This window comes from Pseudomonas sp. NFPP25, from assembly GCF_900116505.1.
Classification (GTDB): domain Bacteria; phylum Pseudomonadota; class Gammaproteobacteria; order Pseudomonadales; family Pseudomonadaceae; genus Aquipseudomonas; species Aquipseudomonas protegens.
Genome location: NZ_FPBG01000003.1, coordinates 528,568 through 550,095, shown reverse-complemented (window position 1 = coordinate 550,095; position 21,528 = coordinate 528,568). Strand labels below are relative to the sequence as shown.

At 63.1% G+C, this 21,528-nt stretch carries 25 protein-coding genes; all 25 read right to left on the bottom strand.

Annotation, left to right across the window (positions count from 1 at the left end; all coding sequences use genetic code 11):
- A complete protein-coding gene (locus tag BM382_RS14530) occupies nt 1-1,245 on the bottom strand; it encodes a DNA circularization protein (RefSeq protein ID WP_011059567.1) in 1,245 nt (414 codons plus the stop codon).
- On the bottom strand, nt 1,235-2,833 hold the full coding sequence (locus tag BM382_RS14525; protein WP_072443153.1) for a phage tail tape measure protein: 1,599 nt from the start codon (nt 2,831-2,833) through the stop codon (nt 1,235-1,237). The genes BM382_RS14530 and BM382_RS14525 overlap by 11 nt, the downstream gene beginning before the upstream one ends.
- A 130-nt stretch (nt 2,834-2,963) precedes the next feature.
- Nucleotides 2,964-3,260 carry a phage tail assembly protein gene (locus BM382_RS14520; protein WP_011059565.1) on the bottom strand — a complete coding sequence of 99 codons (297 nt, stop codon included), beginning with the start codon at nt 3,258-3,260 and terminating at the stop codon, nt 2,964-2,966.
- Nucleotides 3,257-3,604 (bottom strand): phage tail tube protein, encoded by a 348-nt coding sequence (locus BM382_RS14515; protein WP_011059564.1) that lies wholly within the window; start codon nt 3,602-3,604, stop codon nt 3,257-3,259. Before BM382_RS14515 ends, BM382_RS14520 begins: the two co-directional genes overlap by 4 nt.
- Before the next feature lie 66 nt (nt 3,605-3,670).
- Nucleotides 3,671-5,167 (bottom strand): phage tail sheath subtilisin-like domain-containing protein, encoded by a 1,497-nt coding sequence (locus tag BM382_RS14510; RefSeq protein WP_072443151.1) that lies wholly within the window; start codon nt 5,165-5,167, stop codon nt 3,671-3,673.
- Nucleotides 5,167-5,349 carry a DUF2635 domain-containing protein gene (locus tag BM382_RS14505; RefSeq protein ID WP_011059562.1) on the bottom strand — a complete coding sequence of 61 codons (183 nt, stop codon included), beginning with the start codon at nt 5,347-5,349 and terminating at the stop codon, nt 5,167-5,169. The genes BM382_RS14510 and BM382_RS14505 overlap by 1 nt, the downstream gene beginning before the upstream one ends.
- The gene (locus BM382_RS14500) at nt 5,346-5,927 is read right to left on the bottom strand and encodes a phage tail terminator protein (protein ID WP_072443149.1); all 582 of its coding nucleotides are present in this window, start codon (nt 5,925-5,927) and stop codon (nt 5,346-5,348) included. The genes BM382_RS14505 and BM382_RS14500 overlap by 4 nt, the downstream gene beginning before the upstream one ends.
- Before the next feature lie 157 nt (nt 5,928-6,084).
- On the bottom strand, nt 6,085-7,221 hold the full coding sequence (locus BM382_RS14495) for a glycosyl hydrolase family 18 protein (protein WP_072443147.1): 1,137 nt from the start codon (nt 7,219-7,221) through the stop codon (nt 6,085-6,087).
- A gap of 50 nt (nt 7,222-7,271) precedes the next feature.
- Nucleotides 7,272-8,315: a phage late control D family protein gene (locus tag BM382_RS14490; RefSeq protein WP_053156574.1), complete on the bottom strand. Its 1,044-nt coding sequence runs from the start codon at nt 8,313-8,315 to the stop codon at nt 7,272-7,274.
- 61 nt (nt 8,316-8,376) lie between these two features.
- On the bottom strand, nt 8,377-8,583 hold the full coding sequence (locus BM382_RS14485) for a tail protein X (protein WP_015634359.1): 207 nt from the start codon (nt 8,581-8,583) through the stop codon (nt 8,377-8,379).
- Entirely contained in the window at nt 8,558-9,403 is an 846-nt protein-coding gene (locus BM382_RS14480) for a phage tail protein (RefSeq protein WP_015634358.1), read from the bottom strand. The genes BM382_RS14485 and BM382_RS14480 overlap by 26 nt, the downstream gene beginning before the upstream one ends.
- Before the next feature lie 9 nt (nt 9,404-9,412).
- Nucleotides 9,413-11,959: a phage tail tape measure protein gene (locus BM382_RS14475; RefSeq protein WP_072443145.1), complete on the bottom strand. Its 2,547-nt coding sequence runs from the start codon at nt 11,957-11,959 to the stop codon at nt 9,413-9,415.
- Between the two features lie 141 nt (nt 11,960-12,100).
- On the bottom strand, nt 12,101-12,406 hold the full coding sequence (locus BM382_RS14470) for a phage tail assembly protein (protein WP_072443143.1): 306 nt from the start codon (nt 12,404-12,406) through the stop codon (nt 12,101-12,103).
- Nucleotides 12,407-12,415: 9 nt separating this feature from the next.
- On the bottom strand, nt 12,416-12,925 hold the full coding sequence (locus BM382_RS14465; RefSeq protein ID WP_015634355.1) for a phage major tail tube protein: 510 nt from the start codon (nt 12,923-12,925) through the stop codon (nt 12,416-12,418).
- A gap of 12 nt (nt 12,926-12,937) precedes the next feature.
- The gene (locus BM382_RS14460; RefSeq protein WP_015634354.1) at nt 12,938-14,104 is read right to left on the bottom strand and encodes a phage tail sheath subtilisin-like domain-containing protein; all 1,167 of its coding nucleotides are present in this window, start codon (nt 14,102-14,104) and stop codon (nt 12,938-12,940) included.
- A 101-nt stretch (nt 14,105-14,205) separates the two neighbouring features.
- Nucleotides 14,206-14,592 (bottom strand): phage tail assembly chaperone, encoded by a 387-nt coding sequence (locus BM382_RS14455; protein WP_019093188.1) that lies wholly within the window; start codon nt 14,590-14,592, stop codon nt 14,206-14,208.
- 3 nt (nt 14,593-14,595) lie between these two features.
- A complete protein-coding gene (locus BM382_RS14450) occupies nt 14,596-16,515 on the bottom strand; it encodes a phage tail-collar fiber domain-containing protein (RefSeq protein ID WP_019093189.1) in 1,920 nt (639 codons plus the stop codon).
- Nucleotides 16,512-17,117: a phage tail protein I gene (locus BM382_RS14445; RefSeq protein WP_019093190.1), complete on the bottom strand. Its 606-nt coding sequence runs from the start codon at nt 17,115-17,117 to the stop codon at nt 16,512-16,514. The genes BM382_RS14450 and BM382_RS14445 overlap by 4 nt, the downstream gene beginning before the upstream one ends.
- A 1-nt stretch (nt 17,118) precedes the next feature.
- A complete protein-coding gene (locus BM382_RS14440; protein ID WP_053156560.1) occupies nt 17,119-18,000 on the bottom strand; it encodes a baseplate assembly protein in 882 nt (293 codons plus the stop codon).
- Nucleotides 17,997-18,323: a GPW/gp25 family protein gene (locus tag BM382_RS14435; RefSeq protein WP_015634349.1), complete on the bottom strand. Its 327-nt coding sequence runs from the start codon at nt 18,321-18,323 to the stop codon at nt 17,997-17,999. Before BM382_RS14435 ends, BM382_RS14440 begins: the two co-directional genes overlap by 4 nt.
- Nucleotides 18,324-18,327: 4 nt before the next feature.
- Entirely contained in the window at nt 18,328-18,531 is a 204-nt protein-coding gene (locus BM382_RS14430) for a hypothetical protein (RefSeq protein WP_072443141.1), read from the bottom strand.
- 92 nt (nt 18,532-18,623) lie between these two features.
- A complete protein-coding gene (locus BM382_RS14425) occupies nt 18,624-19,214 on the bottom strand; it encodes a phage baseplate assembly protein V (protein ID WP_072443139.1) in 591 nt (196 codons plus the stop codon).
- Nucleotides 19,211-19,732, bottom strand: a complete 522-nt coding sequence (locus BM382_RS14420) for a hypothetical protein (RefSeq protein WP_041751978.1) — start codon at nt 19,730-19,732, stop codon at nt 19,211-19,213. Before BM382_RS14420 ends, BM382_RS14425 begins: the two co-directional genes overlap by 4 nt.
- Before the next feature lie 88 nt (nt 19,733-19,820).
- Nucleotides 19,821-20,171, bottom strand: coding sequence for a phage holin family protein (locus BM382_RS14415; protein WP_011059558.1), 351 nt, complete (start codon nt 20,169-20,171; stop codon nt 19,821-19,823).
- Between the two features lie 517 nt (nt 20,172-20,688).
- Nucleotides 20,689-21,435: a LexA family transcriptional regulator gene (locus tag BM382_RS14410; protein WP_019093195.1), complete on the bottom strand. Its 747-nt coding sequence runs from the start codon at nt 21,433-21,435 to the stop codon at nt 20,689-20,691.
- Between the last annotated feature and the right edge of the window lie 93 nt (nt 21,436-21,528).

Below are 21,528 nucleotides of genomic sequence, written 5' to 3'. Positions count from 1 at the left end.
TCACTCCCGCGCAATCTGCAGATCGGCCGGCGGCAGGAAGCCCGGATGGGCCACCCGGTTGCGCTGTACCACTTCACCGACACGCGTCGCATCGGCAAACCGCTCATAAGCCAGGACCAGCGCCGGCATGCTGCTTTTGGGGCTGAGGCTGACCAGCCGTACCCCGGACGAAGCCACTGCATTGAGATGGCCCTGCAGTTGCTGGCGCAGGGTGTTGAGCGCCTGGTAATGCATCGGGTCGGCCTTGAGCGCGGCTTGCCAGATCACTTCGTTGAGCTGGTCACGCAGGGCCAGTACATCGTCGGCCACCGGCACCTCCAGGCGCTGCACCGGCTGGCTGGCCTGCTGCGCCAGGGGCGGCGTGCTCTTGAGCTTCACCACGGGCGTGGCCACCGGCAAGGCCGACACCAACCGGGCGATCTGCACCAGCAACGCATCCTGGACCAGGTTCGCTACCGCCTCGGCCGCCGCGGTGGTGTCCTTGCCGGTGGTCAGCTTGGGCGCATCGATGCGCCTGGCCGCCTCCACCTGCTGGGAAATATCGGCGAGCATCTGCCGATAGCCGGTGCGGGCAAAATCCTTGAGCCCGCGTACATCCTCCAGCAACCCCTTGAACTCCGTGCTCAGCTCCTTGGGTATTTCCTTGACCGCCTTGACCAGGGTGTTGAGGTCGCCATAGAACTCGATCAGCGGCTTGAACTCGTGTTCGATGACCGCGTACACCTCGGTCAATCCCTTGCGCAGCGAATCCACGCCGATCCGCGCCTGCTTGATCAGGTTGGTGGCGAACTCGAACCGCAGCACCGCCGAGCCCAGCAAGGTATCACTGGCCACCAGCACCTGCTGCTGGGTGTTGACCACCGCCGAAGGAAAGCGCAGCGGCTGGTCCGGGTAGAACTTCAGGCTGAAGGTCACCAGGCCACCATCCTGGCGGCTCTGGGTCATCTCGCACTCGCCGACCTTGACCTGCATCCGTCCAAGCCACGGATGCACCAGCTCGCCGCTGCCCTCCTCCAGGGCCTTGAGCAGCCTGTCGCGCTGCTCCAGGCAATCGGCGCCGACGATGAAGGCCGTCAGGTCATGGACTTTCGCCTGCTGGCCAAGGCCCTCGAAAAACGGCTGGTCGCGCTGCGGGTACTCATGCAACTGGCCTTTTTGCCCCACCGGGGTTTTCGCCTGGTCGACCCAGAAGGGCACGCCGCGAAAGGATGCGGGCAACAAACGATCACGCCAGTTATCCGCCATGGGAACCTCCTAGGGAAAGTGAGCGATAGCCCAGGGTCGAAGCGATGTTCAAACCCGGTTGATTGGTCGTGGCCTGTTCGGCGCGCAGGCCAGCCGGGGCGTTTTCGAAGCGCAGGGTCAAACCGCCTTCGAGTTGGGTGCGGTTGTTCGCGGCGTTCTGCTGGATCAGCGCACTGGAATTCTGGGTCAGCGAGCTGCCCTGGGTTGCGGCAAAGGGTGATGCCAGCCCGCCTTTACCCTCGGCGTTGATCTGCTTTTGCGCTTCGGTAAAGCCTTCGACCTTGGCGGTGACCGTGGCAATCAGCCCGCCGAAGCCGCCCTCGAACAGCTCCTTGATCGGCACCATCAGCGCTTGAAGCTGGCTCCACAGCCCGGAAAACCAATCGGCGATGGGGGCCCAGTTGGTCATGATCAGCTCCATCGGCGACCAGTCGAACAGGGCCTCGATGGCCTTCCTGATCGAGTCGATACCCGGTTGCAGCTCGGCCCAGATCGAACCGAAGAAGCCCGTGACCGCGCCCCAATTGTTGTAGAGGATCACCAGCGGGGAAAAGTCGAACAGGGTTTGCAGGACTTTCTTGACCCCGTCGATGCCCGGTTGCAGCCCCGCCCAGATCGACGCGAAGAAGCCGGTGACTGCCCCCCAGCTCCTGGTGATCATGTCCATCGGCCCCCAGTCGAACAGGCCTTTTAGAAAGGCCATCGCCGGTACCGTCAAGGCCTTGAGGGATTCCCAGATAGAGGCGAATAGCCCCGTCAGCCCTGCCCAGTTATTGATGATCAGTCCCAGAGGCGACCAGGAGAACACCTCCTTGAGGAAGCCGACGATCGAAGCCGTCATCGCCTGGATACTGTCCCAGAGCCCGGCAAAGAACGCCGTGATCGCCCCCCAGTTGCCAATCAGCGTGCCCAGGGGCGTCCAGCCGAACAGAGTACTGAGCACCTCCATCGCCTGCGCCGCAAAGCTCTTCACACCTTCCCAGAGGCTGACGAAAAAGGCCGAGATCGGCGTCCAGTTGGCAATGATCACCCCGGCGGCCAGTGCAATGCCCATGGCAATCAGCATCACCGGGCTGGCCTTGGTCACGGTGCCCATCAGATCGAGCACCTGGGTCGCCCCGGTCACGGCGGTTTGCATCGCCGAGAAGGCAATGGCGCCCATCGCCAGCCCCTCAACCAGCTTGGGGTTGTCGTCGAGCAGCGTCCCCACACTGTTGAGCATGGGCTCCAGACCGACCACCAGCGCCCCCACTGCCGGCGCCAGGGCGGCATCAATGGCCGAGGACACCTTGGCCATCGACTGACTGAATACATTCATGCCTTTGGCCGCATCAGCCGGCGCGCTGGAGTCGCCGACTTCGGCCAGCTTGCCCTTGAACGCATCGCAGGCCTTGATCCCGTCCAGAAACGGGGTGATCAGGCTGCCGCCCTTGAACAGCCCGCTGATATCCAGCTTGCCCAACCCGGTCTGCTCAAGGTTTTTCTTGAACGAGTCGACCTTGCCTTGAAGGGCGACGAGTTTGGGTGACAGTTGGTCTATGCCGGTCAACAGCACCGACTTCTTCTCTACGGTTTGTGTGTCTGCCATCACTGCACCTGCTGCATCGCATTGATCCGTTGCGCGTGCTCCAGGGATTCGCGGAGCACATCCAGTGGCCTGGCCATCATCTGTTCGGGGTCGACCTTCCAGAACCAGGCCAGGTCATAGGCGACAGCGATCAGGTCGGCGATGGCTGCGATGCCGCACTCATGAAAAAACTCGCCACCGCCCAGCTCAGGGCGTTGAGGTCCACCAGGTCGAGCTGGTTCACCGAGGACGGTGGAATGCCGGCGCAGACCGCGATGTATTTGGCCGCGACGTCCATGTCGAGGCTGACCTCTTCGCTCTTGTCGATCTTGTACGGCAGCGCCTTGATCGCCCGTACTTCCTGCACCGTCGGGCGGCGCAGGCTGAGTTCGGCCAGGGGCTCGCCGTGGGCCTCGATGGGCACCTGCAGCTTCACCGTGTTGCTCATTGCCAGGTCCCCTTCTGCCCTTCGAAGTTCAGCTCGATGCTGGCGTCGTCGCCCTTGGCAATAGGCTCGTCCACCAGGTAGGCACCGGCCAGTACGTAGACCTTGCCGTTGGCGAACTCGCAGGTGACGGTCATGTCGACGCCTTCGATCAGTTGCTTGAGCGGAAAGTCCGGGGTGTGCAGCGCGGTGACTTTGAACGACGGCGTGAGGTCGGTTTCCTTGTAGAAGCCCGGAACCACGGTTTCCCGCTTGACGGCCATCAGTGGTGCTTCGCAGCCGCCGCTGATGGTCAGTTGAGCGCCGTCCACTTTGACGTAGCAGGTGCCCGCGATCAGTTGACCCATGTTGTTTCTCCCAAAAAATAAGCCCGCTCAAGGCGGGCTGAAAAAGCGCAGCGATGCAGGTCCGGCTCAGGCCGCCGCGTCGTACTGCAGGCGGAATTGGTTGAGCAGCGCGAACACTCGCAGGCCGTTGATGTAGTCCGGCGGGAACAGCACGTTGACCCGGCTCGGGTCCTGCACATCGCGTTCGACGATCAGGTGCTCGGCGAACAGCTCGGCGTTCTCCACATGGCCCTCCAGCTCCAGCTTGGCGTACTGGGCAATCAGCTCACCGCGAATGGTGCTCGGGGTAACGATCGGCTGGCCGGCGCCGAAACGAGTGCCGTCGGCAGCCAGCTTGTGGCGCCCGTATTTGCTGGTGATCACGCTTTGCAGGCGGCGCACGATGAACGCCGACTGGTGCATGGTTTCGCTGTCCAGGTAGGAGTTGTCGGCCTGGCCGTAGGCGTTCTTCTGGTAGGTGGTGATCGCCCGCTGAATGCGCATGTAGCCGCCTTCGTAGTAGGCGGTGGCGATGCCGTAGCTCAGCAGCGACTGGCGCTCGGTGAGGGTGAAGCGCTCGCTGGCCGGTGCCGGGTCTACGCCCGGCAGGCTGCCGCTCTGGGTCGGGCGGCTGGCATCGGCGGAGATGAACACCGAAGTCCGCGCCGCCAGGGCGGCGGCCTGGACCCACACCGGTTGCGGCACGCCGCCTTCCAGAGCCTGGATGGTGATGTGCTGGTCGTTGCGTGCCTGGCCGGCCGCCACCAGGGTGCCGACGGTGCCGCGCTTGGCGCTGTAGACATGGCCGAACAGCTGCTTGGCCCAGGACCAGCGGCCGGTGTTGTCGTCCATCACCGCTTGCCAGGCATTCAAGCTGTCGGTATCGGTCCAGGGCATGCAGATGAACTCGAACGGCTCGTCGCCCAGGGCGGCCAGCGCCGCGACCTGATCCGGCGCACCGGTGCCACCGGCCATCTTGCCCAGCACCAGAGTCAGGCCCGCCGGGGTTTCTTCGCCATTGCTCTTGCCCAGGCGATTGAGTTGCAGGCTGATGTCGTTGCCGCTGTCGCCGGTCCACTTGGCGTTCAGGGTCACAGTGCCCTCGGCCGCGGTGGCGGTCACCGGCAGATCTACTGCAGCGTTGACCTTCAAGGCCAGGGCGCTGGCCGCTTGTGCGGCACTGGCGCCGCTGACGATGGAGGCTTGCACCCGCACCCCACCGACGTACAGATTAAGCAGGCCGGCGGCGCTGGCGCTACCGCTGATCTTCAGCTCGGCCTTGGCCACGCTGCCCTCGGTGCTGTGCAGCGGCAGGCACCAGATCTCGCCCACCGGGTCGGTCTTGCGCCAGGTTTCGTACATCGAAGCGAGCATCGAGCCCTGGCCGCCGATGCTCTTGGCCAGGGCCACGCTGGACACCAGCACCAGTTTGCCGAGATCGTCGCCGGCCTGATTGTCGTTGACCTGGGCGACGATCAGACGACGCATGGCCGAGGACGCGCTATTGGCCGCCGAATTGTCCATCTCGGCGTAGAACAGCGGCACACGGATGTCCGCCGGGATATTGCTGAAACCGATCGCCATTATTTGGCTCCTTGAGATTTCGCCGCTTTCACGGCTTTGCTAGTGATATCGCCATCGGCCAGACGCCGGCGCCACCAGGCGCTGTCCGACACTTCACGGCCGGAAGCGGGCAGCAGATCGCCCGCTTCCGGGTCCGGTACGGCGCGGCCGGCGACCGGCAGCACGGTGATGCGTTTGCTCATTGCTTCAGCTCTCCTGAAAAAGTCAGCTCCAGGCGCCCATCGGGCCCTGGGCGTTGCAGATTAGGGTCCGCCGGATCGATGGCATCGACCCGCACCGTGACCCCGGTCAAGGACGGCAAGCCGTCGAGTTCACGCTCATGCCAGGTTTCCGCCGGCTGGCCGGGCAGGTTGCGCCCCAGCTGGAACTCGGCGAAAAAGCGCAGGCGGTACAGCAGGCGGGTGGCGTCGAACGACACCAGTTCACCGCCGTCGTATTGGATCGGGTTGTACTCGGCGCCGGGTTTGAAACCGACCAGGGCACGCCAGAGTTCGGCGCGTAGGTCGTGCAGCGGATTCAGCGCTTTTGCAGGCTCGGCGGCGCCAAGCGCCAGGACCACGTCGAAGCGGTCGCGGATGGTCTGGCGAATGATGTTCTGCCCGGCGCTGGCACTGGCCAGATCGTTGCTGGGCGCCAGATAGGCGGCTGGCATTGGCGCACCAACGCCTGAGGCAGAATCGGCATGGGTGCCGACAATGATGCGCCCGGTAAAGCTCGGGCACTGTGCTTGTAGCTGATCGAGAACAGCCGAGAGTTTCATGACAAGGCTCCTGGAACGGGATGAGGCTGCGGTGAGGCTTGTTTCTGCCGGGCATGAAAAAACCCGTCGAAACGGGTTTCGCAAAAGCGCCCTGGAATCACGGCCCCAGGCGTGCTGCAGAATCTGTGGCAGCCAGCTCCAGAGCCCATCCGGCCAGTCACTCCCGCCCGGTCGGCAAGAGCTCATTGCTGGCCTTGAGCCCTGACTGCAGCGCGGCCCAGAACCCGGCATTTTCATAGCCCATGGCCCAGACGCTGGTGCCGCCCAGGCCCAACCTGGTCACCAGGGCGGTCTTGGTCTTGATGCTGGCGGCATCGTCGTACCAGAGCACGGGTTGCGCTCGTTCCGGGGTCCATTCCACGCCATCGGCGAAGCTCTTGACCGGGCCCCAGGTGGCATAAGGCGTCGCAGAAGCGGCATCCCGGTGAATGGCTGCCCGGTGCTCGGCAATGATTTCCTGATAGGCCGACCAGTGCACCCGGTTGCCGATGCTGTAGTCCTGGCCGTATGTGGGCAGCCCCGCCAGGACCTTGCTCGCCGGGACTCGGGAAACGGCGTAACTGAGCAGCGCCTGCTGCCAGTCGAAGCCCGATTCGGGGCCGGGCCAGGCTTCATTGTGAAAGCCGCCGCTGCTCCAGCCCGGCCCGACCTGGTCGTAGGTCATCACCTGGAAGTAGTCCACCGCCGCGCCCAGGGCCTTGTAGTCGTAGCCCTGCAGGTACTCAGGCTCGGTCTCGCTGAGCTTGGGCGGGATGCTGATGATCAGCTTCTTGTTGCCGGCATGCAGGGCGTTGCCCAGGGTTTTGACGAAGGCGCAAAACGCGGCGCGATTCCTGGGTTCGACCTTCTCGAAGTCCAGGTTGATGCCGGCGAATCCGCCCTCTTTGGCCAGCTTGACCAACTGCTTGACGGTGCCGGCGCTCAAGGCCCGGTCGTTGAGGATGGAATGGGAAATAGCCGGGTCGAAGGCGCCGATGTCTTCGTTGTAGTCGGAAACAGTCGGGTACAGCGGCAGGGATTGGCTCTTGGCAAAGCGGATGATGTTCTGCGTGGTTTCGTTCATGCCGTCCTGATGCAGCTTGCCGGTGACGGTCAGGCCGTAAGTGCTGCCCAGGCCGACGGCGGACAGGTTGCGGTGGAACGCCTGCAGATTGCTGTAGGACGCTTCGACCTGGCCGTCGGTATAGGCCAGGACAAAGGGTTCCGTATGGGCGGCAGTGGCCAGCAGCAGGCTGCAGCCGACGATCAAGGTCCGGAGAAAATGCCGGATCGCCAGGGTGATGCCTGGTTTCATGAATACTCCTGTGGGCGGGTTGCCTCATCAGCGGGAAATGTGATCAAGGCTCAAAGCTGCTCGACCCTGAGGGGTTTGCGGGCCTGGGGCGGCTTGCCCTTGGCCTTGGCCTTGCCTTGCTTGCCGCCGTTGCACTGGACCGTGGTCGTCCATCCGGCCTGGGTGAACAACTGTTCGACCGAGTCCACCAGATAGTCACCGTCGAGCCCGGCCTTGAAGCCCTGGGCATTGATCATTCGCTCGGCGAACAGATCGGTGCGCCCCGCAAGGTCCAGGCGCAGGCTGGCGGTGCTGCGGTTGAAGGCCGCCAGGCGCGCCTTGGCGGCCTGCTCGGCGGCAGACTGGTTCGGGTAGAGGTGGCGGTCGGTGTGCACGGCAGGCGAATCATCCGGCGAACCATCGTTACCCAGGTCGATGACCCGCAACTTTCCGCTCCTGGGGTCCTGGTGCCGGGTCTGCACTGCCTTGTGGGTGCTGCCGTCACTCAGGCGGAACTGGTAGCGGCTGACATCGCCACGCCCGAGGGTGACAACCCCCAGGGCCTTGCCGCTCGCGCTCTGCCCGGCCTGGCGGGGCAACACCAGCAGCTTGCCTTCGGCCACCTTGGCGGTGCAGTCGTATTGCCGGGCCAGGCGGGTGATGAAGTTGAAATCCGACTCGTTGAGCTGATCGATGCGCGGCACCTTGATGGCGAGCGGGCAGACCGGCTGCCATCCATTGCGCGCCGCCAGGTCACGGACGATGAGCTGCAGCGCAACGTTCTCCCAACTGCCGCTGCGGGTGGTCTTGCCACTGCCGCGCATGTCGCTGGCCTTGCCACGGATCTCGAGCGTATCGGGCGGCCCGTTCACCACCACTTCGTCCACGGTGTAGCGCCCCAGGCGAGTCAGCTCCTGGCCGGCGTAACCGAGGAACACTTCAATGCTCGCGCCGCGCCGGGGCAGCGCCACGGCGCCGTCGCGGTCATCGATGCGCAGCTCGAATTCATCCGACTCCAGGCCGGGCTTGTCCGTGGTGCGCAGGCTCAGCAAGCGGTCGTTGATCTGCGCGGTGATGTCCCGGCCATCGGCGACGATGCGAAACGCTGGGGTCATGTGCCGTACTCCAGAAAAAGCCAACCCCGTGCTCGACGGGGTTGGGTAAAGGGGTTGGGGCTCAATCCCATAGCTGGACCCTGGCCTCGGCCCGGGCCGGCAGCTCCGGCAGCCGGATCAGCAGCCCGGCGCGAAACGGCTGTACCTCGTCGGCCAACCCCTGGTTGGCGTCCAGCACCGCTTCGACACAGCCGTTGAGGTGGCCGTAATACTGGTAACACAAGGTATCGAGCAGATCCCCGTCAGACGTTCTGCAAGTCGTCGCCATAGCTTACGAACTCCAATGAAAAACCTTGTTTGCGCGGGATACCGCCGGCCAGCAGGTGGCTCTGATCTTCCTCGATACTGGTCAGGCACCAGGTGCCCAGCACTTCGCCGTAGCCGGTGGTCAGGCTCAGCGGCTGCAAGCGCCGCCCGATGCTGCGCAAGGTCTGCAACTGCCCCAGGCCGCCCTTGAACCCGGGAAACACCGTGCCTTTGAGAGAGATCCGCTCTTCACCCTGGCCCACCGCCTGCTGGGCGACACTACGGCTCAAGCGCTCCTGACCGGCCCAGCGGAATCCGCTCTGCCGGCGCAGCGCCTCGAAGGCTGCGGTATCGACGTTGAAGTAGTAAGGCTGGGCGCCCGCCCCGAGCGGTTGCAGGATCAACAGGTGCGCGAAGGGCTTCACCGCCTCGGCCGCCGGAGTGGTCTGTTCGGCAAATGCGGCGGTCGGGAAGATGTTGCCCAGGGAAGGACTGATCTGCCCGCCGATCCGATTGATTGCCGCGCCGGCCTTGGCCACCTGTTCCTGCAAGGCGCCAAGACGCTGCTGCATCTGCCCGGCCACGGTCACTGCCTGGCTGTACTTGGCCGCGACTTCCCCCACCACCGACTGCGCCGCACCGATACTGCGCATCGTGCGTTGCAGTTTGGCGCCCAGCGCCGGCCCGACAACGGGCAGGCTTTCAAGCTCCAGGGCGGCGCCGCTGATGTCGCTGATGGCGCCGTTCATGGGCCCGAGCATTTCATCAGCACTGCGCCGCCCCGCTTCCGCTGCCGCCACCAGGGAACCCAGCCCCGATTGCAGCTGTTCCATGTAAGCCATGCGATCTCCTTAAACGTGTGCGGCGTCGAACAGCTGGCGAGCGGCAGCTTGGCGGCTGAACTCGTCGAACTGCCAGCGCAGGTGGGGTTCCAGTTCCCGGGCCAGTTGCGCGGGGTCGCGCACATCACCCTGGACCGAGATCGACAAGTAGGGCGCGAAGCTGAACTGCTGCTCGATGACTGGAGGTACCTGGGGTTTGAGCGACTCCGGCGCGGTGATCGTGGCCGGCGCCGCAGCAGACGACGATGGGCTGAGCATCGAGCGCGCCGCCTGCCCCATCAGCGGGGGCGTCTGGCCTTTCTGGAAGGATTTGGCGATATCGCCCATGACCGGCGGGATGTTCTGTCCAGCGTTGCGCATCATCAGCGGACCGGCGGCGGGCAAGTGCTTGAGCGACTCGTCGGAGCCGAACAGCTTTTTACCCAAGGCGCCACCGGCGGCCGAACCGCCCCAGGCACCCAGGGCGCCGCCCACCAGCCCGCCAATCACCGTGCCGATCACCGGCACCACGGAGCCAATGGCCGCCCCTGCTGCTGCACCCGCGGCGGCGCCAGCAAGATTGCCCGCCGCCTCGCCGTAGCCTTCGGCTTTTTCATCCTGGGTCTGGGCATTCAGGTAAGTGTCCGCCACCTGGAAGCCTGCACCGAGCACCGAAAGGATCGCACCGCCCTTGAGCAAGGGCGCGACTCCCTTGGCCAGGGAACCGGCGCCTTTCATTACGGCACCAGAGGTGGCAGCCCCTCTGGCCACTCTCTCCAGGCCGCTGGGCGTCAAAGGGCTCTTGAAGCCTTTACTGCCCATGCCCCTCGAACGAGGCTCGCGCCTGGGCGTCTTGCGCCCGCCACGGCCCTTGCGGCGTTTTTTGTCCGGGCCGCAATCGAGCATGGGCGCACAACAGTCGATACCGCTCGCAGTGCCACCAGAGGAGCGCTTCGCCATTTTGCGGCCAACCTGCAGTGAACCTCGAGCGACATTCAGCAGGCCCTTGCCAATGGTGTAGACAGCCATCAGCTTTTTCACCGCGACATAAGCGGCGCCCAGGGCAGTCACCCCCAGTACCAATGAGGGTGCCTTCTCCGCCAGTTCGGTCAGCTTGCCGACCACCAGCGTGATGCTTTGGGCCACCAGATCCGTGGCCGGTTGCAGGGCCTTCCCCACGGCAAGCATGCCACGGTCGACCGCCTGCGCGGTTTCCTTCCACAGCTGGGCGGAGGCTTGCCGACGCTCGGCCAGGTTCTTGTCGATAACCCCCGAAGCACTCAACGAGTCCTTCTTCAGTTGCTCGTATTGCTGCCGGCCCTGGGTGTGAGCCAGCAAGGCCGCCTTGATCTGCATATCGGTGAACAGGTCACCGGTACGCAGGGACTCTTCCAGAGCCTCGAGCATGGACTTGGCCTTCGCCGGATCGGTTTCCTTGCTGATCTGCGCCTGGGCCTCGGCCATCTTCGCGGCCTTGGCCGGGTCGATGGCCCTGACATAGCGCATGGCCAGGGCAAAGCTCGCCTCCAGGCTCGACATACCCTTCTGGATACCGGTGTTCAGCGACGCCTGATAATCAATGCCGGCATCTTCGTAAGCCTTGACCGCCTCACTGGAACCGATTTTCTCGATCCAGTTCTGCAGTTGACCGGCGGCCTGATCAGCACCGCCCGCGGTGTTCATCTGCACTTGCAGCATCGAGCCCAGCTGGCTCACCGCATCCATGCCGGTGAGCCCCTCCCCGCTCGCGCTCTCGAGCAGCGCCGGGAGCAAGCGCGCCATGTCGGCGGCCTCGAAATTGCCCGCCTGCCCCTGCAAGGCGATGGCCTCCAGGGCCTGCTCCATGACCTTGGGGTCGCTGATCCCGGCCTTCAGCTCAAGGGCCCGCATCAGGTTCGACGTATCTTCGATACCCGCGCCCTGCCCCACCGCGAACCTGGCCGCAAGCCCCGCGTAACCTTGCGCCTTGTCCAGCGACATGCCCTTGGCAGTCATCTGCCCCACCAGAGCCGCCACCTCGTTGCGGGCCATTCCCGTATTCCGTGAAGTCTGAACGACGCTGCGGCTCAGCTGCGCTTCCTGAGGTTGATTGGCCACACCGGCCTTGATAGCGATGTCACGGATCAGCGCCTGATAGTCGGCATTGATCTTGACCGGAATGGCCAGCTTGCCGACCCCGTCCTTGGCCAAGCCATACGCCGCCTTGAAGTCGGCCTTGCCCTGGTCGATCTGCTGGTGCCCCCGGGCCTGCAGAGCGGAGCCCCGGGCCACCTTACCCAGCGCCTGATATTCCTGACGCAGTTTATCTACCTGCACACCTTGCTGGCGCAGGCCATCACGGCTCTGTTCCAACCGGCGCAACAGCCCGGCGGCAGATGCAGCACCGGTGTCATGGGCCTTTTTCCATTCATCCTGCAGGCGCAGGGTCTGGCCAATGGTCTTTTCCAGTACCCGGGCCTTGCTGCCCTGCTGCTCCAGTTGCTTGATCCGGCCTTCCAACATCTTGAAGGCGGCGTCCCACGTCGAACTGAGGGCGGTACCCACCACCACCAGCCCTGATTCCAGCTTGTTCGCCATCTGCTTCTCCTGCTCCTTGGGTGACGGGCTCAATCCGTGAGCCACCAGACCATGTCAGAAAACCTCATGGTCATGATTTCCTCGGCGGCGAAATGCAGCTCGCTGGCGAGCCGCTTCGCCGCCATCTTCATCACCGCAGGGTCAAAGCTCGTCGTCTTGCACCAGGCGAAAATAGCCGGCCTGCAGGCGCTGATAGTCCTTGAGCGCCATGCCCTCCAGATCCTTGGCACTGATTTGCGCCAGGCTGGCAAACAGCATCAGTTCGCGCTGTTCATCATCGCCGGCAGCTCCGGAGTTGGCCGCACGCACATCACGCACGGTGGGGGCGCGCAAGGTGACCTTGTCGCAGACCACGCCATTCATCTCCACCGGTTTGCTCAGCGCCAGCACCACGCTGTCGCTGCTCAGGGTCATCCAGGACGGGGTCTTGTCGATTGCTTGAGGCATGTTTTTTCCTTACAGGCCCAGGGCAGAACGTTGCGCGGCCAGTTGGTCGACGCCGTTGATCACGCGCTTCATGCCCAGGGCATCGATCTCGTAGATCAAGCGACCATCGACTTCCAGCTTGTAGTAGGTCAGGGCCACGTTGTGCTTGACCTCGGCCTTGTCGCCGGATTTCCAATCGCCCATGTCGACTTCCTTGAGCAAGCCGCGCAGGGTCACGATCACCGGCGTGACCTTGCCCTTGAGGCCCTTGAAGGCGCCACGGAACACGCCGTTGAAACCGCTGCCATCGGCCAGGCCGAACATCTTCAGCGACTCGCGGCGCACACCGGTGGTGGTGAAGCCGGCTTCCTGCTTCTCCATGCCCATGTCCAGCTCGACGGGCACATCCATGCCGCCGACCCGATGTTCCTCGGTCTTGAGGGTCAACTTGGGCAGGGTCAGGCTCGGCACGTCGCCTTGAAAGCTGATGCCATCGACGAACAGGTTCATGTTCGCCAGGGTTTCGGGAATCATTGCCATTGCTGCTGCTCCTTAAGCGGTGTGTTCGAGGACTTCGGTCAGCCACTGGTTGGTGACCTCGACGCGGAAGTTGGGGTTTTCGGCCGGTGGCACGTCGGTGAAGCGGATGTTCCAGTACACCTTGCCCTGCTCCAGCTGGCTGGCGGTGTTGAGTTCGGTGTCGGCGTAGACCTCGAAGTTGATGATCGCGCCCTGGTTCTTCAGATCACGCATGAACGCCTGCAGGCCCTCGGTGACGTCCTTGACGTAGGTCGCGGTGATCGAGCGGTCCACTGCCCATTTGTGGCCGTAGAGGATCGCGTCCATGACGATGTCCATGGTCCGTACCCGGGTGACAAAGGCCCACTTCGGATCGCTGGACAGCGTGCGGTTGCCCCATAGGCGAAAACCTTCATCACGAATGATGGTGGTGATGTTGGCGTTGTTCAGCAGGTTGGCGCGGCAGGTTTCATCGCCGTCCAGGAACTCGATGGCACGCGCAGTGCCGGTGATGCCGACAAACTCCTTGTTCGACGGCGAGGCCCAGAAGCCGTACTCGTTGTCGGTCCAGGCAAACAGGCCCGCGACCCAGGCCGAAGCCGGCGCATCGACGGTGGCGCTGGCGCCGTTGTCCCAGTACTGAATGCCCGGGTCGACCATATAGGCGCGCTTGGCGCCGAAGTGCTTGGCATACGCCATGGCCGCTTCGTCGGTGCTGTTGGGGCCATCAATGATCGCCAGGCCACGCAGCTTGTCGGCCAGGGCCACCAGCGCAGTACCGACCGCCTGGGTCGAGCTGTGCTTGGGGGTCACCAGCAACCGCGGCTGGGCGTTGAAACGGCTCTTGCCATCCAGCAAGGCTTGCAGGCCGGTACGCTTGCCGTCGGCCAGCACCCCGCCGATGATCGCCGAGGTCTGCTCGGCCGCATCCGCCACCTTGGCCACGCCGCAAGCGACGATCACCGCCTTGGCCCGCTGGTAGATGGCCTGGCAGGCCTTGGTGATGGCCGCATCCGGGCCCCAGGCCGCAATGGCCTCACGCTCGTTGGTGATCAGCAGCAGGTCGTTGGCCTTGGCGCTGAAGTCAGGGCCTTCGGTGAAGGTATCCACCAGGCCGATGATCGAAGACGTGGGCAGCGAGATGGTGCGTGCGCCGGTGTCGACGTTGGTGACAGTAACGCCGTGGAAAAAACCACTCATGGATAAACTCCAGACATGAAAAAGCCCCGGGTGAAGGGGGCTCGTAGGGATGATTGATTAGTGGGAAGCGGGAAAGAAAACGCCCCGGCGGTGCGGGGCGTTTATCGGGTTTGTTCGGCGATCCAGGATGGAGCTGCCGGGCGGTGTTCGGTCTGTGGGAAGTGTGGGGATTGGGGCCAGTCGCGCAAGGACTGCATGTATACAAGCAGCTCTTGGAATTGCTCGCCTGTCAGCGTCGTGGGGGCCTCAATTTCCAGCTGATCGCGGTGCCGGTCGCGTAGCCACATAACCGACGACAGCGCATCATCGCGCCATTGGCGCTCCTTCACTTCCATAGGAATGGGCGAAGGCCGGTTGATCAATTCGATTAGGGACTTGGCCGCGTCCTCAGTGATTGGCTTTAAATGGGCGGGAGCAAAGTTTTCAGCTGCGTCCGCATCGTCATACGCAAAAAGCGCACCGTTTTTTTCGTCAATAAAGTATTCCAACTTTTAAGCCCTCAGCTCTGCCCAATGTGAGATAACCGCGCCGCCGAGGGAATCCACGGCATACACAGAACCGGGCGGCACTACAGCCTGTACGCAGTTATAGTCGTTGCCAGTACCTCCGTCCTGACCTTGCTTTGAGACGATTACGTTATCCACGCGAATCTGCAGGCCACGGTCCGCGGTACTGGAAACGACACTAACTAAAATAGGCTTGCCGGTACTGTTCACGTATCCGACACCCGCTGAACGCATTGCTAGCACGTTTTGCCAAGTTTGGTTTATCCCAAAACTCATGTCCGCAAACCTTTGTGCGGACACTGCTCTCTCGCTATTGCGGGCCATGACTTGTTCTGCTGTTGCAAAGGTCACAGTCCCGCGAGAAGTCTCCGTAGACTGCGCCGCTAAAGGGACCAGGGCCGAGACATCAATGTTTCCCTGGTTGATCGGCGCGCTCCAGGCCTTGATGCACCACATGACCGCAAGGTTGTGCGGGCGGGTTTCGTTTGACGTGCGGGCAACTCGGCTGGCATCGAAAGTCAATGAACTCCCTTGTCTATCTGTAACAGCACCGTCAGCAAACGAATTGCTGATGCGCTCAGTCAACGCAAATGCACCGGACGCCGTTACCCCTTCACCCAAAAACTGATATGCCGCTGAAGGGTTAGCGTTCAACCCCGCAATGATATTTTGCAGGGCATCCTCTTGCGCAGTGCCACACCCCCGACCTGGGTCCATGCCTCGCCCATGGTCCCATCCACGCAGGAACTCGCCCCGAGACTCAGGCAGGCGGAAGTTACCAGCACCCTCATTGCCCTTGTTGAAGGTCGTCCCCAGGTACACCGCCAGGTCGGGATAGGTCGCAGCGCTCTGCACACTGCCATCGATCTCAAGGAACCCCGGCGACACGCTCGACTTGGGAAATGCCACTATCGAGCCAACCGGCAACGACGACGCTTGCGCCACAATCGACTCGATCTCAGCCTTGGTGTAAGTATCGGTGATGCCATGCCCGGCCAGGGTGGTCGGGTTCGTACCTGCAATCACGCGGCCGTACTTGTCGACCGTGACATTGGCATAGGAGCCCGCGCTGATACCGGTTCGCCCCGTCGCCATCTCGAAGGTCAGCGGCGTGGTGCCGAGAACAATCGCCCCGTCGGTGACCAACTGCCAGACGCTGTCGCCGTTGACCGTGCCCTTCTCGATGCTGACGAACAGCCCGGGGGTGACCTCCAGGCTGGTATCCGCATCCTGGGCACGGGTCCAGACGCCCGTCGGCGACACGACATACAGCCCGTTGTCCTTGGCCTGGGCCTGGTTTTTCACCAGTACCCGGGCATCAGCCGGGAGCAGTACGCCGTCGATGGTCTGAATCCCGCTCAGGGCAATATTGGCGGTGGTGGCCACCAGCGCCGAGTGCTTGAAGTCCAGCTTGGCCAGCGCTTCGATCACCGCATTGTCGACATACTCGCGGGTGGCCAGCACCACCGCCGGATCAATCTTCAACACGATCTGCGCAGTGTTGGCGACGATGAAGTTCATGCGGATGACCTGGGTCTTGCCGGTACCCTGGGCCAGCAGGGGCTTGAAGCTTGGTGCGCAGTTGGCCACCGCCACCAGGTCGCCGTCTGCGTCGAGCAGGCCGATTTCACGGATCCAGCGCCCGCCGACATCAGGCGGAATCACCTGTTCGGTGATGATGATGTTGGGGTTGGCCGGATCAGTACGCACCTGATTGACCGGGGCACGTCGCCATTCGTTGATCAGCTTGGTCTGGGTTCTGTTCGGGATGGGGTCGGTGCTGTTGGCATCGCCGATCGCCATTTCCTTGAAGGTCCAGGGCGTGCCCAGGGCAGTGGCGTTGGCCTGTTTCGCCTCGCCCACCGCAGTGAGGATGGCGAAGAACTGACTGTTGGAATCGATCATGAGTACACATCCAGGGTGTCTGTTTCATCAATGCACATGACCTGGCCGTAACGGCCGATCACTTCAATATCGCGAGGGGTCGGGGGGTAAACGTCGAGTACTTCACCCTGGTCCACATAAGCGCCGTAACCGATGACACCGGAGGTTTCCAGGCTGATGGCAAGGCCCGTCATGTGCCGGCTCACCGGCCTGGCGTCATCGATCAGCCGGGTCAGTTCCTGGTACATCTGTTCGGTGATGCCGGTATCCAGCACCCCGACTTTCAGGGCAAAGGTGGCTGGCTCGCCTTGGGGAGCCATCTGCCACCACTCGACCACTTCAATCAGGTAGCCCAGCGGTTCCACCACACGGCGCAAAGCGCCGATGGTGCCCTTGCGGGCATGGATGAAGAACGAGGCGCGAATGGCATTGCGCTTGACCGTCTCGCTCCAGCGCGGGTCCCAGCGATCCACCGACCAGGCCCAGGCCAGCTGTGGCAGCAGGTGCACCGGGCAGGTCGAGGGGTTGTACAGGGTGCGCAACATGGTGGCGGTGTCGCTGCTGTTGGTCGCCTCCAGGGCGCGTTCCAAGAGTGTGCTGTTGCTTGGCAGCAGGCTGGTCATATCAGCTCCCCAAGGTAACGCTGTAGCCGGTGCAATACGCGGCCTGTGCCTTGCTCGGGACTATGTCCTGCCAACCCCGCAGTTCGACCCGGGCCACGCCGGCCACATGCAGTTGGGCATCTATGGCTGAACGCGCCACTTCGATGCCCAGGCGCCGGCGTGGGTTGACCCAGGCAGCCAGCTTGCGCTCGGCCTCTGCCAGGGCGGCATCGCTTTCCGGGCCCGGCCCTTTCATGTGCAGCACCGCGTCGATGCGATACGGCAGTATCTGGGCGCTGTTCACCGTGACCCGATCGCCTAGCGGTCGCACGTCCTCATCATTGAGGGCCGCGGCGACCGTCGCCAGCAGTTCCGGCGCTGCTGCGCCGTCACCTTCCAGGCTCAACACTGTAACCGTGACGCAGGCCGGTGACGGGCTTTCGGCCTCGGCGTCCGCCACCCGGGCCGAGGCATTGCGGGCATGCAGGATGTAGCTGTTGCGCGGCCCGGCAGTGGTCAGGCCTTCGTAGGCCAGTTGGACACGCTCGCGCAGTGCGTCGTCGGCTTCCTTGACCTGCGCTACAGGCGGCACCGCTTGCGGGTCACCAGCCTGGATCACCAGGCGCTGCAGGTTGACGTTGGCCGCCAGCTGATCCAGGTCCGTGCCTTGGGCATGGGCCAGCAGCAGCGCCTTGGCCGCATCGTTGACCCGGGCCCGCAACAGCATATCGCCGTAGGCGGACAGCTCCAGTTGCTTGGTGACCGGATCGCTTTCCAGATTGGCCGTCCAGTTGTCGCCCATATAGCGGCGAAAGGTCGCCAGCTTGCCCTGATACAGCGCTTCAAAATCCAGGGTTTCCAGCACCTGCGGCGCCGGCAGTGCCGATAAATCCAGCATGCTCATGCCGTCACCTCCAAAACCGCGTCATTACCCAGGTAGCGGCCCGTCAGTTGGAAACTGACCTGGCCCTCCACCACCGCTACAACCTTTACCCGCTCCAGCTTCAAGCGGGGCTCCCAGCGCAACAGCGCCCGGGCGACTTCGGCCTGAACCGCGCTTTTCCAGCCACCGGTCACCGGCAAGTCGACATAACGGCGCAGGTTGCTGCCGTATTCAGGAAGCATCCGCCGGCTGCCCAAGGGCGTGGTCAGGATGTCCTCGATGGACTGCCGCAAATGCTCGATGCCGGACAGCGGCAAGCCGGTACGGCGATCCATTCCGATCATGGTGTTACTCCTGCAACTGAAAGTCCGGGTGCTGCTCCAGGTAGCCTCGGGCGAGGGTGTCGCTGACCGGTACCGATACCTCGCCCTGGGCCACCGACATTGCGCGGCCGTCCGCCAGGATCAGAAGGCGCGAGGTGTAGAGGGTGTCGCGAAAGACCGCAGTGCCACTGGTGGCCGTGCGGCCGGGCTTTTTTTTCGGGATTGCCATGCTTTTCTCCGGGTACAAAAAATCCGCATTCGGCGGATTGATCGGGTTTATCGGCGTTGTAGGTTGGGTGGCCGGCGTTGATCGCCAAGGCGTCACTGCGGTGGAGCGGTTGCTCCGGGGCCGGGCATCACGCCCGGATGGATGTGGGTCGAGCCGACATTCACCCCGTTGTGCTTCAAGCTCGCACCGTTGATTTGCACCTCGCCATTCAAGGTGATTGCCCCCGTCAGGGTGATGCTGTCGGCGTTGCCGGTAATGCTGCTGTCCGTCACCACGACCGAACTGGTGCCGACCTGAATCGTCACCGTGCCGCTGGGCAGGGAGATGCTGTAGCTCTTGGCCTGCCAGTCGTAGACCAGCGAGCCGCCATCATCGAAGCGCCAGACCTCGACGTGCTCGCGGTTATCCGGCTGGGCACCGGCATCGCCATACAGGCCGGGAACGAAGGTGCCCTGCGCCGGCTCGCCACTGGGGCTGATCAGTACGCCCTGCTCCCCCAGGCTCGGCGCCCGCCAGTGCCGGGCCTTGCCGGCGGCCTGGCTGTGCCAGCGAACCCAGGCGCTGGTCCAGCCCGCGCCATCGGATACCCGCAGTCTGCCCGCGGCAAGGTCCACGCCGACTACAGCGCAAGGCAGGATCAGGCCAGAAAGCATTCGGTCGTGAGTTGCGGTGACGTAATTCACGACATCTGCTCCGGCGCCTGATAGTGCCCCTCGTGACCGGGGCCGGTGTCGGGACTGAAACCCAATACCAGTGTTCCCGGGGGTTGATCGGGCCAGGGCCATTGTTCCTGGCCCAGGTAGATGGACTGCTGCCATTGCACGGTCCACTCGGTTTTCGGCGCCGAATCCACGGCCGTGCCGGCTGGTTTGGCCCACACCGCCTTCGCACTATCGACAGAATCAAGATTCCAGTACTGGCAACGCAGCAGGTCCATGAGCTGCGCTGCCAGAACAACCGCCTGCAAGGAGGCTTGCGCAAGGCTCGGGTCAACCCGCACCCGGGCCTCGAAGGTCGCCCGCAGGCAACTACGGCCGTCGCCCGGATCAGCTCCCGGGTCCATGCCGGTGATTGCAAAGTAGATCGCTGTCTCGGCGGAGCCATCAACGGTCTCGGGAAATGCCTCGACCTTGTGCAGATGCGGCATGGCCGTCTTGATCGTGGACGTGATGGCCTCGGGTAGCTGCGTCAGTACGCTCATTGTCTGCTTCCAGAATCAGGCCGAAGCGGCCCCGGCGGCGAAAGCCCGGGGCGCTCGACCGTGTTGAGGGCGGTAGCCGCCCGGTGAGTCAAGGCTGGTCCGAATGGGAATCCCGCGAAGGCGGTTCGCATACCCCGATGCGCTTGGCCGCCCAGCGCTCATAAAGGCCGATGGCGACGTCGGCGCCGGCCATGGCGGTCAGGCAACCGAAGGCGCAGGCGGTCCAGATCGACACGCCGGCGGCATACAGCAGCATGATCGCCGAGACCCCACAGACCACGCAGGCCCCGGAGCGCAGCGCCAGGCGCCGCAGCAGCGACCAGCCACGGGCGCCCTCCTTGTCGGCGCGCCACATTTCGCCGGAAACGCCACCGACCAGGGCCAGGACGATGACCAGCCAGATCGGCATGTCCAGCAACGCTTGTTGCTCGTTTGTCATTCACGTCTCCCGTGCGGATTGGGGCCAGCGAAATGGCCGGTTGATAGAAGGCTGATAACGATGTTTCAAAGGGTCCCTGTCTGTTGGTGGCCCACGTTAGGCAGGCATTCCAAAAAGCCCGGTCGCCCGGGCTTTTCAGTAATGCAAACCTTGGTCTTTCGGCACTACTGGTGCGGTACGGACCCATTCAAATTGTTCCTCCGACCGCGACCCTGTCCGCCGGATAACTGCTTCTGGTGCTTTACGCTGCACACCCGGGCCAGTTGCCAACCCTCTGAACCGTCGAGGCCGGTTCATCGCTGCCTTTGCTTTGCCACTAAAGAGCGTCTTTGCAGCCGCTGTTGCGCGGCTTGAGGCTCATATTATGCATTCATGCATATGCAGTCAATGCGTAAATGCATTTATTTATGCGCAAGATTTGCTGAAATGCATGGAAGGCGCATAAACAAAGGGCTGGGGATTTTTCGCGGGCAAAAAAAAGCCCGCTCAAGGGCGGGCTTTGTTCAAGAGGGCTGGCTTAGCGGGCGTACATGCCCCACCAGAAGACGTGACCGAGGATGCTGATCTGCTCTTCCTGGATCTCCTGGAAGCTGTAGTCCTCATCCGGATGTTCATCGCGGTTGAAGCTGCGCAGGCGGATCCCTGTAGGTAGGCGATACAGCTGCTTCACCCGCAATTGGCCGTTGTGGTTGATCGCGTAGAGGTCGCCATCAACGATGTCGCCAATTGCGCATTTGCCGGCATTGACGCCCACCGTGGCGCCGTCCCGCAGCACCGGCAACATGCTGTTGCCACGCACCGTGACGCACTTGGCCTGGTCGAACTGCACGCCGTTGTGCCGCAGGCTGCGCTTGCCGAAGCGCAGGCTGGCGCGTTCGCTTTCCTCGATGACGAATCTTCCTGATCCAGCAGCCAATTCAACCTCGCGCAGAAAGGGAACCGACACCTCGTCGTCATCGACAGGGGTATCGTCGTCCCACAGGCTTATGTCCTTGAGTTCCGAATGAATCTCGTCACGGGGCGCAGCAGCCCGGGCAGGCGCGATATCCACGCGCCCACGCAACTGGTCGGTGCTCACCTGGAAGTATTCGGCGATCCGCGAGATGTGCTTATCCGAAGGATCGACGATCTTCCCGCTGAGAATCCGCGAGAGGGTGGATTGAGGCACACCGGTGCGACGGTGAAGCTCCGTGGGGGAGATTCCGTCACGATCCAGCAGCTCTCTTAAGACAGTAGAAACGTTGCGTATTTGCATAGAACGCATATTGCTTGATCTTTTGCGCAATGACAAATGCTGATTTGCATATATGTAATGCATTTACCGGACAACCACAGGAGCGCCTTGGTGCCTGCGAGG